This is a genomic window from Pseudoalteromonas sp. T1lg10 (assembly GCF_002964545.1).
Classification (GTDB): Bacteria; Pseudomonadota; Gammaproteobacteria; order Enterobacterales; family Alteromonadaceae; genus Pseudoalteromonas.
In genome coordinates, this window is record NZ_PQBV01000004.1 from 424,064 (window position 1) to 437,663 (window position 13,600).

Here is a 13,600-nt window from a genome sequence, read left to right on the forward strand (position 1 = left end):
TCTCTAGACCCTCTTTTTATGCCTATACAAAAGCCTAAGCAAACACCTCACAAATCAAAGCGGTCTGCATCCATTACCTGGCACCAGGCCTTGATAAAATCGTGCACAAAGCGGTGTTTGTTATCGTCCTGAGCGTAAAACTCCGCGTAGGCGCGCAGCACCGAGTTGGAGCCAAAGATCAAATCGACCCGGGTCGCCGTCCATTTGGCTACCTCGGTTTCGCGGTCAACCAGATCGTAAAGGCCGTCGCTGCGCGGCTGCCAACGATAGGCCATATCGGTGAGGTGAACAAAGAAGTCATTGCTTAAAACGCCCACGCTGCTGGTAAAGACGCCATGTTCGCTGCCGCCGTAGTTGGCGCCGAGTACGCGCATACCGCCGACCAGCGCCGTCATTTGTGGTGCCGTCAGGCCCATAAGTTGGGCACGGTCGAGCAGCAGCTCCTCGGCGGACACCGCATAGTCCTGTTTTAACCAGTTGCGAAAGCCATCGGCTATGGGCTCTAAGGGCGCAAAGGACTCTACGTCCGTCATTTCAATACTTGCATCGCCGCGACCCGGCGAGAAGGGCACGCTGGTGGCAACGCCAGCGGCATGGGCTGCTTGCTCCACCGCTGCACAGCCGCCAAGCACGATTAAATCAGCCAGACTGATGGGTTTACTCAGCTCTTTTTGTAATTTTTCCAGTGCTTCTAGAACACGCTCAAGGCGTGCCGGCTCGTTGCCCGGCCAATGCTTTTGTGGTGCTAAGCGAATGCGGGCACCGTTGGCGCCGCCGCGATGGTCTGAGCCGCGATAGGTGCGGGCGCTGTCCCAGGCGGTGGTGATCAAGTCGCTGTGACTGATACCACAATCGAGCAGCTTGACCTTAAGCTCATCTATTTCATGATTGCTAAGAATGTAATTCACCGCGGGGATGGGATCTTGCCAGATCAGATCCTCATGGGGCACATCGGCGCCTAAATAACGGGCTTTGGGGCCGAGATCCCTGTGTGTTAGCTTAAACCAGGCGCGAGCGAAAACCTGGCTGAAGTAGTCAAAGTCCTTGGCGAAGCGCTCAATGATCTGACGATAACTGGGGTCCATCTTCATCGCCATATCCGCGTCTGTCATAATCGGGTTGTGGCGAATGCTGGGGTCTTCGGCATCGACGGGTTTGTCTTCTTCTTTAATATTGATAGGTTCCCACTGCCAGGCGCCGGCCGGGCTTTTTTTCGACTCCCACTCATAGTTCAACAGCAAATAACAATAGCCGTTGTCCCAACGGGTAGGGTGGCTGGTCCAGGCGCCTTCCAAGCCCGAGGTGACCGTATCGGCACCGATACCGCGCTGAGTATGGTTATTCCAACCTAGTCCTTGTTCGCTGATATCGGCGGCTTCGGGCTCGGGCCCTAATTGGTTGGCATCGCCGTTACCATGCGCCTTACCTACGGTGTGGCCACCTACGGTAAGCGCCGCGGTTTCTTCATCATTCATGGCCATGCGGGCGAAGGTTTCACGCACTTGTGCCGCGGTTTTCAGCGGATCCGGCTGGCCGTTGACCCCTTCGGGATTGACATAGATAAGCCCCATTTGTACCGCCGCTAAGGGGTTTTCCATGGTCTCGGGCTGAGCAACATCTTGGTAGCGTGCATCACTTGGCGCCAGCCATTCCTTTTCTGCGCCCCAATAGACGTCTTTTTCCGGGTGCCAGATATCTTCGCGACCGCCGGCAAAACCAAAGGTTTTTAAGCCCATGGACTCATAGGCCATATTGCCGGCAAGAATGATCAAGTCGGCCCAGGATAAACGGTTGCCGTATTTCTCTTAATAGGCCAGAGCAGACGCCGGGCCTTGTCGAGGTTGGTGTTATCCGGCCAGGAATTAAGTGGGGCAAAGCGTTGATTGCCTGTGCCGGCGCCGCCACGGCCATCGGCAATGCGGTAAGTGCCAGCCGCATGCCAGGCCATGCGGATCATCAAGCCGCCATAATGTCCCCAATCTGCCGGCCACCAAGGCTGGCTATGGACCATAAGGGCTTTAAGGTCTTGCTTGACCGCTTCGAGATCCAGCTTTAAAAACTCTGCGCCGTAGTCGAAGTCCTTGCCATAGGGGTTGGATTTACCATCGTGCTGGTGAAGTATGTCGAGATTGAGGGTAGTTGGCCACCAAGCTGTGTTGGCCTCGGCGTTATGGGTCAGACCGCCGTGCATTACGGGACACTTAGTCATTTTGGGTTCCTTTTTAGTAATCAAAATCTGGACAACATCCAACAGCGGTCATAGATGAAGCAAGAAAGTGTAATTACTCAAGTGTAGCCAATTGAGGTGCTAAAGGTGGGATATTAACCAATAAAAACTGCAACCTAAGCAGTCATGTATAGGCAGCGACCAGGGCCGGCCTGTGCTATGTTTACAAAGGCGCTAAGGTAATATGGGCCCTGGGTATATTGGCTGCAGCGAGATAATAAAAAGCGGCGTACAAGTGTTCGCTAAAATAAATCAGCCTATGTATAATGCCGGCCAATCTCGAAAGTTGGAGTTAATTGTGCTGGCATTGTTACGCTTGTTGGTGATTGCTGTATTTATTCCTTGTAGTTTTATTGCAGGTTTTTTGTTGTGCCTGGTGCGTCCGTTTCATGGTGATAACGTGCGGGTGATAGGTAGTTGGTATGCGTCGATGTCACGTATATTTGGCGTTAAACTAGTGATCGAAAAAGACGAGTCCATCATCAGTGGCGAGCCGGCTGTGTATATCGCCAACCATCAAAATAACTATGATATTTTCTTCTTGCCGGGGGCTTTGCAGCGCAATACGGTAAGCTTGGGTAAAAAGAGCCTCAAGTGGATCCCCTTCTTTGGTCAGCTGTACTGGCTCTCGGGCAATATCCTTATCGACCGTGGTAACCGTAAAAAAGCCATGGCGACCATTACTAAGACTACGGAAAAGCTTAAAAAGGGCGGTTTGTCTCTGTGGATGTTTCCCGAAGGCACACGCAGCTATGGTCGTGGCCTGCTGCCCTTTAAAACTGGCGCTTTTCATACCGCCGCCAATGCCAATATTCCTGTGATCCCCGTGGTGATGAGTGATACCCATAAATGTATTAAGTTAAACCGCTGGGATAATGGTACTATCTACATCAAAATGTTAGCACCACAGCTGTTAGACGCATCCATGAGTGTTCGCCAATATGCCGATCACTTCCATGAGGTGATGAACGAAACGCTGACACAATTAAATGAGAGAAACTAAATGGAAAACTGGCGCGAAATAAGCGAAGAAATTGTTGAGTCTCTACTTGAAGACGGCTCCAACCCTGAACTCCTGTATGAAGTTGAGCACCACTTTGTGTGTGAAGACTTTGCCTCGCTGGAGAATGCCGCCTTGGCCGCCTTTAAACTGGGTTATGATGTAGAAGAGCCGGCTGAGCTGGAACTTGAAGAAGGCGGTACCATTTGGGGCTTTGATGTAGTGGTTGAGTGTGAACTTAACACAGATGCTATCATGGAAGACGTAGATAAGCTGGCGGCCATCGCCGAGCAAAACCAGGTCGAATACGATGGCTGGGGCACCTACTTCCAAGAGTAAAGGTGGTTTAGCCACTTTTCTCTATTGTAGGTCGGCCTTTAGGCCGACAAAGGAATAAAATTGGTTAAATTTGTCGACGCAGAGCATCGACCTACAGCCGACAAAAGGGCACATCATCTCTCCTTGTCGGCGCAGAGCACCGACCTACAGGCCGTTGTAGGTCGGGGTTTATCCCGACAAAAGGGCACATCACCTCATTTTGTCGACGCAGAGCATCGACCTACACCTCGCCTATAACATCAGCCGATGTCCTTGTGCCAATTCTTTTCTATAAACTTCAGAAGTCCTTGGCGTATAAATGGCCTTAACTTGGGCTTTTATCCGCGCACTCAGTCGAGTTTTCAGCTTAACCCTAAGCCAGGCGCCAGCTAAGCAACAGGCGACCAGAGAAAACCACAACAGAGATCCTAAGTGGCTATGTAGAGCCAGGACACAACACCCTAAACTAGCTAGCTGACTCAGCATGGCTAGCAGCCAATACCTGCCTATGGGGTTATCGCTTTGTCCGTGGAGCGTGCAAGCACAATAACTGGCGCATAAAAAGGCATAGACGCCGATGGTGCATAATAAAAAGGCCGCGCCGATAAGGGCAATAACGTAAGGCATAGTCAGCTCGGGAAATTGATCATGGCATCAGTGTAACCCCTTGGTTTATTTAGTCAATACAAATGAGAATTGTTATCAAGTGGTATTTGTGAGGACATACCAGTGTTAATTTGGTTGCAAAAATGCTCAATTACGCACCTAAATTACGCGTTGTTAACCATAATTAACAGATTTTTATCATTGAATAATGTACTGTGTGCCGGTTAAATAAATAACAATGAGAATGAAGTATGCAATTTAAAAAGACCCTTTTAGCGGCATCATTGGCGCTATTATCAACTGAATCTTTTGCCGCTGCCTTCCAGTTGGCAGAGCAGAATGTATCAGGCCTGGGCCGTGCCTACGCCGGTGAAGCGGCGGTTGCAGATGACGCTTCTGTGGTTGCTCGCAACCCAGCGCTTATGTCGCAGTTCGATAAGGCGCAGCTAAGCATTGCCGCCATGTATGTAAAGCCGGACGTAAGCCTTGAAGGTGAAAGCACCAACAATGGCCTTGACGCCGATGTACTTGATGACAGCAGTATCGCTCCAAGCGCAGTGATCCCGGCGGGCTACTTTACTATGCCGCTGAACGAGAAGGTTAGCTTGGGCTTTGGCGTATTCTCAAACTTCGGCCTGTCTACCGAGTTTGCTGAAGATTATGCCGCCGGTCAAATTGCCGGTGAAACCGAAATCGTGACCATTAACACCAATGTATCAGTTGCTTATCAGCTTGATGAGGCCTGGACCCTGGCCCTGGGCGTCAACCATATTTATGCCGATGCTAAGGTTAAGCGTACCGCGGGAAATGTTGCTGGCGATTATGCCAGCCTTGAAGCGGCGCACCTTGAGGGTGATGACACAGGTTTTGGTTGGAACCTGGGTGTGGCTTACAGCCTGGATGAAAATAACCGCTTAGGTTTCCATTACCGTAGCGAAACCGACTTGACCTTTGACGGCGAATATAGCAATCAGTTGCCAATTGGTTATCCTGGTGCTTTAGCAGGGCAGAGCCTACCTGGCTCACTAGAGCTAACTTTGCCGGCGATCGCCGAGTTATCCGGTTCACACCAACTAACCGAAGAATACGGCCTGCACTACAGTATGGTATGGACCGGCTGGAGCAGCTTCGACAAGCTGGAAGCCTTTGTACCAGGCATTGATCAGCCTGTGTTTGCTAAGCAGGAAGACTTCTCCGATTCAATTCGTGTTTCTGTAGGTGGCGATTACCAGCTAAATGAGCAGTGGAAATTGCGTGCCGGTTTAGCCTTTGACGAGTCACCTGTATCACAACAGCACCTGTCTATTTCTATCCCGGATACAGACCGTTTCTGGTTCTCATTCGGCGCCGAGTGGCAGCTGGATGAAGCTTCAAGTGTTGACTTGGGCGCCAGCATTATCCGTGGTAAGAAACAGGACTTTGTTGAGAGCGATTCGCTTGGTCAGCAATGGGGCTTTGAATCCGAAGGTAATGCCTACCTATTCGGTGCTCAGTACAACTACAGCTTCTAAGCCTTGTTGAAACTCTGATACGAAAAGCCAAGCATTTGCTTGGCTTTTTTTATGGGAGCCGTTCTTCTGGCTTGGCGCTTCATGGTCTGTTCATTAAACATTGTTAGGCTAAAAAAAAATAAAAGGGATATTGGTATGAAGACCTACTTATGTGTTGCCGTAATCGGCCTTAGCCTAGTGACGGGAATGGCGAACGCCAAAGAACATCATGACAAGGGTAAAGGCAAAGGCTCTCTACCACCTGGTCTGCAAAAGAAAGTCGATAATGGCGGCTCATTGCCTCCGGGTTGGCACAAAAAATATCGCCAGGGTGACATTCTTGATTATGATATTTATCGCCGTGGTCGAGTGATCGATACCCATGGCCATGATGGTGTTATTTCAATTGAAGTGGATAACCGCATTATTCGCTTAATTAAAAATACCCGAGAAATTGTTTCAATCCTAGGTCACTAAGATTTTAGATGGGATAACAAGAACGCGAGCTTAGGCTCGCGTTTTTTTGTGCCGATACAAAAAGTTAATGCCATGGGGAAATGTACTGCGATTTAATGTAGATTGTTGTGGGGATGTGTTAGAACAATTCAATTTCCGCATAATTAAATGTAAGAATAAAAAATCCAGTCAAGAAGATAAAAAGGAAGGCTCATTTTTGAGCTTTATTAGGGAAATAAAAATGATAAAAAATTTAGTTATTTTAGCCTTGATGTTAGCTTTATTTGGCGCTTATGTTCTGGGCCAGAGGTCATCAGAGCCTGCATTATTAGAAAGCCCCAGCACAGCTATTGATATCAAAAATGAGCAATCAAAATCCAGCGTCTTAACGGATAATACGCAAGCTGACTCAACTGTCGAAACTCGTCACAAAGAAACTGCACAGAGTCATAAGCCTGCGGATATAAAAAAAGAATTATGTGAAGAATTATCGCCTGAAAATCAATGCATTCTGATTCCAGGTCTAGATATTCAAGAGCATATTTTCGATAAAAATACAGGTAATGCTAAGGCGCAACAAATATCCTGGGTTTTGAGAGCAAATGATTTCCCTACTTTTTTGGAGAAACTATCTCTAAATAAAAACAAACCAGAAAGTTACCTCGCAGAACAAAAGCTCAATGAGAGCCTCTACAGCAACCAAGCAAATTATCCAGGTATCAACAGCAGTGACATTGCATGCAGTGATTCAATATGTGCTTTTAGTGTCACCTACTCGGAAGATGAATCTTGGAATGGATTCAGCAAAGATTTCTTCTCCGCAGATAACTCTTTGATCGGAAATTTATTTATTCAACAATTGATGCAAGAAAACGGTCAATATGAAAGCCGCGTTATGTTTTTACCTGGAAACACCCAAGGAGTGATAAGGTAAAATTAAGTTCTCACAGCACGTACTTTATTTCGGCGTTGTATTTCTTATCGACGGCGCGTTGTCGTCGAGTATGCGCACTTCTCTTTGTGGAAATGGGATCTCGATATTGTGCTCTCGCAGTGTTTCAAAGACGATCAGCAGCAGGTCACCACCGACACGGTTTTTGCCGTCATCTATGCCGAACATCCAGAACTCGACGAACATATTCACACCAAAATCTCCGAATGAGTCGATTTCACAATCGGGACGCTCTTCAAAGGGGATATCCTCGCCGCTGATAACCTGAGGGTGCTCGGCAACGGCTTCTTTGATTATCTCGCACATGGCCCTGATATCGGTTTTATAGGCGACACTAAAATCAATGCGGTAGCGCTGCTTGGGGTCCTTGTGGGTCCAGTTGGTCATCAGGGAATTGATAAACTTTTCATTGGGCACCAGTATGTCTTTGCCGTCATAGGTTTCTAACACCGTATAACGCATGCGAAACTCGCGTACAAACCCCTTGCTGCCGTCTTCTAGTTCTATAAAGTCGCCTATGGTTAATGAGCGATCCACCAGGATAATAATGCCGGAAATGAAATTTGAGGCAATCGTTTGCAGGCCCAACCCCAGGCCCACACCCAAGGCGCCCCCGAATACCGCAAGTGCCGTAAGGTTGATACCCATAATGTTGAGCAGCAGCAGAAAACCAACACAGAAGAGGGCGACTTCAAACACCTTGGTGAAGACTTCCTTGGTGGTGACATCCAACTTTTTTTGATTACGTATCAGCTTCTTGCCCGTCATTCTAAAGGCCTTGCCGAGCCAAAACAGGATCACGCCAAACACCAATACCCGGCCTATGCCATAAAAAGACACCTCAACATTACCTACTGTAATGGCGATTGTTTCCAGCACGGCGATAATATGCGGGAGTATCCCTACCAGATGCAGGAACACCAGGGGGAGCACCACCCAGCGCATAAAGGCGGCAATATGTTCGCCGTCTACTACGGCGCGAATAACAGTGTTTAAAAACAGCAGCACGGCGATAATTAACACTGCATTGATTAACCAGGTATCAATCTCATATTGCTCCCCTAGGAGTAAGGACAGCGTTAGAAATGAAATGGCGAGCATGGGAAAGACCACCGCCAGTAGTTTATTAACTACAAATTCCAATGCATGGCTTGGGCTTGCCGAGGGCTCTTTTACGGGCGTGACCTTTCTGCGGAGCTTGGCGGCGATGAGAAAGGAGCACAAATAGATGGTTAGAACTATAGATAACTGGATCAGGAAACCCGTGCTGGTGAGCGCGTCCTGTGCGACAACAAAATACTCATTCATTGTCTGAGTCAGGGGCTCGGTCGTCATGTTCAAGATGTTCGCAGTATCTTTTGTTGCCGCCATATTTATTTTACTTTATCAATCAATGCACTTTGATAGTAACTATAAGCCAATAATTCAGCTCTAAAATGACAAACCGTAAAAATAAAAAACAAGAAGCGAAATAGCTTTTTCTTCGCCCATAAAAAAACGCGAGCTGGGCTCGCGTTTTTCGGCTTAACCAAAAGGCCAATTACAAGCTTTCGATTTTCGCTTTTTGCTCAAGCAGTTTGGCTTTTGCTTCACTGTACTCGGCCAGTTTCGACTTTTCTTTGTCCAGTACCGCTTCAGGCGCGTTGCTGACGAACTTCTCGTTCGCTAGCTTTTTCTCAACCTGTTCTAAGCCTTTTTGCGCCTTTTCAAGCTGCTTGGCGATACGGGCAAGCTCGGCGTCAACATCAATCAGACCCGCCATAGGGATCATGATCTCAAGTTGGCCAACAAGTGCCGTGGCACAGGCTGGAGCTTCATCGGCGTTTGCAAGTACGGTTACTTCTTCAAGCTTCGCCAGCGAGCTTAAGAAATTACGGTTTTGCTCAAGACGGCGAATATCTTCATCACCTGCATGAGCAAGTAGAACATTCAGCGGCTTGCTTGGGCTGATGTCCATCTCACCGCGGATGTTACGAATGGCAACGATGAATTGCTTCAGCCACTCCAGGTCGGCCATGGCCGTTGCATCTACCTTGCTCTCATCAAACTGCGGGAAGGCTTGCAGCATGATGGTATTGGCTTCCATACCCGCGATTGGCGCTACACGCTTCCAGATGGTTTCTGTGATGTAAGGCATCAATGGGTGCATCAGGCGCAGCAGGCCTTCAAGTACGGTGATCAGCGTATGACGCGTACCACGTTGCTGTACTTCGTTACCCTTGAATAATACCGGCTTGGTAAGTTCTAAGTACCAGTCACAGAACTGGTTCCAAGTGAACTCATAGATGGTATTGGCAGCTAGGTCAAAACGATAGTTATCCAGGTGCTCGGTGAAGGTTTTCACCGTTTGCTGGAACTGACCCTGGATCCAACGATCCGCCAGCGAGTATTCGCGCTCAGCATCGTTAAAGCCACAATCCTGCTCTTCGGTATTCATCAGCACGTAACGGCTGGCGTTCCAAAGCTTGTTACAGAAGTTACGGTAACCCTCAAGACGGTTCATGTCCCAGTTGATATCACGGCCGGTTGAAGCCATGGCCGCCAGAGTGAAGCGCAGCGCATCCGTACCGTGCGGCTCAATGCCATCGGCGAATGTCTTACGGGTGTTTTCCTCAATCTTCTGTGCCAGCTGCGGCTGCATCATGTTGCCGGTACGCTTGGTAACCAGACTTTCAAGATCGATACCGTCGATCATGTCTAACGGGTCAAGCACGTTACCTTTTGATTTTGACATCTTGTCGCCGTTCTCATCACGGATAAGACCGGTCACGTAAACTGTTTTAAATGGCACTTGCGCTTTACCGTCTTCGTCTTTGATGAAGTGCATGGTCATCATGATCATACGCGCAACCCAGAAGAAGATGATGTCGAAGCCGGTAACCAGGACATTAGACGGGTGGAATACTTTTAGATCTTCAAGGTTATTCGGCCAGCCCAGTGTCGAGAAGGTCCATAGCGCCGATGAGAACCAGGTATCAAGTACGTCATCGTCTTGAGTCAGTGTTACGTCATTGCTCAAGTTGTTGTCGCGGCGCACTTCTGCTTCATCACGGCCAACATAGACGTTACCTTCGCTGTCATACCATGCCGGGATACGGTGACCCCACCAAAGCTGACGTGAGATACACCAGTCTTGAATATCGCGCATCCAGGCGAAGTACATGTTCTCGTATTGCTTAGGAACGAATTGGATATCGCCGTCTTCAACCGCTTTGATCGCAGGCTCAGCAAGAGGCGCAACGCGCACATACCATTGGTCTGTAAGCAGTGGCTCGATGATCACGCCCGAGCGGTCACCGTAAGGTACGGTCAGGCTGTGGTCGTCGATTTTTTCAAGCAGACCGGCTTGCTCAAACTCTTCAACAACCTTGGTGCGGGCATCGAAACGGTCAAGGCCGTGGAAACGCTCTGGAAGAGGTGCATCCAGCTCAAGAGGCTTGCCGTCGAAGGTGAAGGTTTCACCTTCGCTAAGAATCGCCGCATCCTTGTCGAATACGTTGATCATAGGCAACTGATGACGCTTGCCCACTTCGTTATCGTTGAAGTCGTGTGCCGGGGTGATTTTTACACAGCCCGTGCCTTTTTCCATATCGGCGTGCTCGTCGGCAACGATAGGAATGCGACGGTTGACGATAGGAAGCAGAATTTCTTTACCGATAAGGTCCTGGTAGCGCTCGTCATCCGGGTTTACTGCAACACCTGTGTCGCCCAGCATGGTTTCAGGACGGGTTGTTGCAACAACGATATAGTCTTTACCATCTTGGGTTTTAACGCCATCCGCCAGCGGGTAGCGCAGGTTCCACATATGGCCTTGCTTGTCTTTGTTCTCTACTTCTAGGTCAGAGATGGCGGTGTGTAGTTTCGGGTCCCAGTTAACCAGGCGCTTACCACGGTAGATCAGGTCGTCCTTGTACAAGCGAACGAAAACTTCTTTAACCGCTTCCGACAGACCGTCGTCCATGGTGAAACGCTCACGGTCCCAATCAACAGAGGCGCCAAGGCGACGCAGTTGCTTGGTGATGGTGCCACCTGATTGCTCTTTCCATTCCCAGATCTTGTCGATAAAGGCGTCACGGCCCAGGTCATGGCGAGTTTTACCTTCTTCCGCGGCCAGCTTGCGCTCTACAACCATTTGCGTGGCTATACCGGCATGGTCGGTACCTACCTGCCATAGGGTGTTGTTGCCCTGCATGCGCTTAAAGCGAATAAGGGTATCCATGATGGTGTCTTGGAACGCGTGGCCCATATGCAGGCTACCTGTGACGTTCGGTGGTGGGATCATGATTGAGTATGCATCGCCTTCGCCACTTGGTTTGAAGTAGCCGTTTTCTTCCCACTCTTGATAGAGGGATTGTTCAATATCTTGCGGATTGTAGGTTTTATCCATTGCCCAGGACCTTTAAATTCTATCTAAACTTTTTGTGTGCTTAGCTGCGCGCCAATATCGCGAAGCTGCTTGTATTTTGCTCGTGCCATTTGTTTGCGTCGCTCATCGGCGGGCACAAAATCTAAAATGGTGTCGAAGCGGCGTATAAAATCGGGCACCGTGGAGGCTAAATTAATTAGCACAGTGCGCTTGGCAACCGGCGGTGTTTGTCCAATTTCTACGGCGGCGCCGCCACGAGAGCCTTCGCCTTGAAGGTTGTGGGGCACAAAACTATCGGCGTCAAACGCCCATAAATGTTGGTCGATAAGGTGCGCATCGTCACGGTTATCAACAAAAATAAATACCCTTTTGCCCTGGCGGTATTGCTCCGCTGCGAGGCGGGCACCAAGATCAAAATGAGCCGGCACGTCATGGTCCGGCTCATCGGTATTTTCTAGCAGGTAAAATAACGCGTGCATTGCGTCCTCTACGCGGCTCGTTAATGCGCCAATTTTGCCACAATCGGCAGTTTGCATCAATGAATAAGCCCCTATAAAAGGGGCTTAACAGTACTAAGGCTGATTAATCGGGAAGATTAATCTTGCGGGTTTTCTGAAACGCCAGCGCGATTAATCAAATACTGGGTCAGCATAGGCACAGGACGACCGGTTGCGCCCTTATTTTTGCCGCCACTACGCCAGGCCGTACCGGCGATATCCAGGTGAGCCCAGTTGTATTTCTTGGTGAATTTAGACAAGAAACACGCCGCCGTGATGGTACCGGCTGCACGACCACCCAGGTTGGTGAAATCGGCAAATGGGCTGTCCAGCTGCTCGTGGTAGTCATCCCACAATGGCAACTGCCAAGCGCGGTCGCCACTTTGCTCACCGGCTTTAAGCAGGTCATGGGCCAGCGGGTTGTGGTTTGACAGCATACCGGTAGCATGGGCACCTAAGGCGATAATACAAGCGCCTGTTAGGGTGGCCACATCGATAACCGTGTCTGGGTCGAAGGCTTCAACATAGGTCAGCGCGTCACACAGTACCAAACGGCCTTCGGCGTCTGTGTTAAGTACCTCAACGGTTTGCCCCGACATGGTAGTAAGAATGTCACCCGGGCGATAGGCATTGCTGCCCGGCATGTTTTCACAGCCGGCTAATACGCCAATCACATTAATGGGTAGATTCATCTCGGCGATAGAGCGCATGGTGCCGATAACACCGGCGGCGCCGCCCATATCGTATTTCATTTCATCCATGCCTTCGCCCGGCTTGATAGAAATACCGCCCGAGTCGAAGGTCAGGCCTTTACCCACAAGCACGATAGGCGCCGCATCTTCAACACCACCGTTGTAGTGGATCACCGACATCACAGATTCATTGGCGCTGCCGCGACCTACGGCCAGGTATGAGTGCATGCCCAGCTCTTCCATTTCTTTCTCGCCAACCAGATTCACCGTAACCTTGTCGAACTCGGTTTCCAGCGACTTGGCTTGTTCACCTAAATAACGCGGATTACAGATATTTGGCGGCATATTGGCCACGTCTTTACATAGTTTGGCACCGGAAGCGATGGCCAGACCATGTTCGATGGCGCTTTCGCCTATGGTCAACTCGCGACGAGTTGGCACGTTGAAGACGATTTTACGTAGCGGTCGACGCGGGTCGCTCTTTTTGCTTTTTAATTCGTTGAAGGTGTACAGGCAATCCTGGGTAGTTTCTACCGCCTGGCGCACTTTCCAATAGGTATCGCGGCCCTTAACATGCTGCTCGGTTAAGAAACAAACGGCTTCCATCGCCCCGGTTTCGTTCAGGGTGTTGATGGTTTTGGAGATGATTTGTTTGTATTGTTTGTCATCAAGTTCGCGTTCTTTACCACAGCCAACCAGAAGTACGCGCTCACTTAAAACGTTAGGTACATGGTGCAGTAGCAGGGTTTGGCCTGGCTTGCCTTCAAGGTCGCCGCGACGCAAAAGATTCGAAATATAGCCTTCGCTGATCTGGTCCAGCTGCTCACCTATGGGTGATAATCGGCGTGGTTCATAAACACCCACCACGATACAGGCACTGCGCTGTTTCTCTGGACTTCCACTCTTTACGCTAAATTCCATTGTGACTCCTAATTAGAGGAATAATCGGTACTTCTGGCGTGTTGTTCAGCAACAGGCCGAGTAAGTACTTATAAT

Annotated in this window: 9 protein-coding genes and 1 pseudogene; 5 read left to right on the top strand and 5 right to left on the bottom strand. The window is 49.4% G+C overall.

Annotation, left to right across the window (positions count from 1 at the left end; all coding sequences use genetic code 11):
• Nucleotides 1-47: 47 nt before the first annotated feature.
• Nucleotides 48-2,209: pseudogene (katG, locus tag C2M17_RS04325) on the bottom strand (catalase/peroxidase HPI).
• Nucleotides 2,210-2,525: 316 nt separating this feature from the next.
• Between katG and C2M17_RS04330 the strand changes: the two are divergent.
• The 5 genes from C2M17_RS04330 to C2M17_RS04355 all read left to right on the top strand — a co-directional run bounded on the left by C2M17_RS04330 (nt 2,526) and on the right by C2M17_RS04355 (nt 7,031).
• The gene (locus tag C2M17_RS04330) at nt 2,526-3,230 is read left to right on the top strand and encodes a 1-acylglycerol-3-phosphate O-acyltransferase (protein ID WP_105199766.1); all 705 of its coding nucleotides are present in this window, start codon (nt 2,526-2,528) and stop codon (nt 3,228-3,230) included.
• Nucleotides 3,231-3,566 (top strand): ribonuclease E inhibitor RraB, encoded by a 336-nt coding sequence (rraB, locus tag C2M17_RS04335; protein ID WP_105199630.1) that lies wholly within the window; start codon nt 3,231-3,233, stop codon nt 3,564-3,566.
• A gap of 836 nt (nt 3,567-4,402) precedes the next feature.
• Nucleotides 4,403-5,662, top strand: a complete 1,260-nt coding sequence (locus C2M17_RS04345; protein WP_105199631.1) for an outer membrane protein transport protein — start codon at nt 4,403-4,405, stop codon at nt 5,660-5,662.
• A 135-nt stretch (nt 5,663-5,797) separates the two neighbouring features.
• A complete protein-coding gene (locus tag C2M17_RS04350) occupies nt 5,798-6,118 on the top strand; it encodes a hypothetical protein (protein WP_105199632.1) in 321 nt (106 codons plus the stop codon).
• Nucleotides 6,119-6,233: 115 nt separating this feature from the next.
• Nucleotides 6,234-7,031 carry a hypothetical protein gene (locus C2M17_RS04355; RefSeq protein ID WP_158683973.1) on the top strand — a complete coding sequence of 266 codons (798 nt, stop codon included), beginning with the start codon at nt 6,234-6,236 and terminating at the stop codon, nt 7,029-7,031.
• A 24-nt stretch (nt 7,032-7,055) separates the two neighbouring features.
• On the opposite strand, the gene C2M17_RS04360 is transcribed toward C2M17_RS04355, so the two are convergent.
• The 4 genes from C2M17_RS04360 to pepA form a co-directional block, all read right to left on the bottom strand.
• Nucleotides 7,056-8,384 (bottom strand): mechanosensitive ion channel family protein, encoded by a 1,329-nt coding sequence (locus tag C2M17_RS04360; RefSeq protein ID WP_105199767.1) that lies wholly within the window; start codon nt 8,382-8,384, stop codon nt 7,056-7,058.
• Between the two features lie 205 nt (nt 8,385-8,589).
• A complete protein-coding gene (locus tag C2M17_RS04365; RefSeq protein WP_105199634.1) occupies nt 8,590-11,436 on the bottom strand; it encodes a valine--tRNA ligase in 2,847 nt (948 codons plus the stop codon).
• Between the two features lie 23 nt (nt 11,437-11,459).
• Nucleotides 11,460-11,894: a DNA polymerase III subunit chi gene (locus tag C2M17_RS04370; protein WP_105199768.1), complete on the bottom strand. Its 435-nt coding sequence runs from the start codon at nt 11,892-11,894 to the stop codon at nt 11,460-11,462.
• 116 nt (nt 11,895-12,010) lie between these two features.
• A complete protein-coding gene (gene pepA / locus C2M17_RS04375; RefSeq protein ID WP_105199635.1) occupies nt 12,011-13,525 on the bottom strand; it encodes a leucyl aminopeptidase in 1,515 nt (504 codons plus the stop codon).
• Nucleotides 13,526-13,600: the final 75 nt, after the last annotated feature.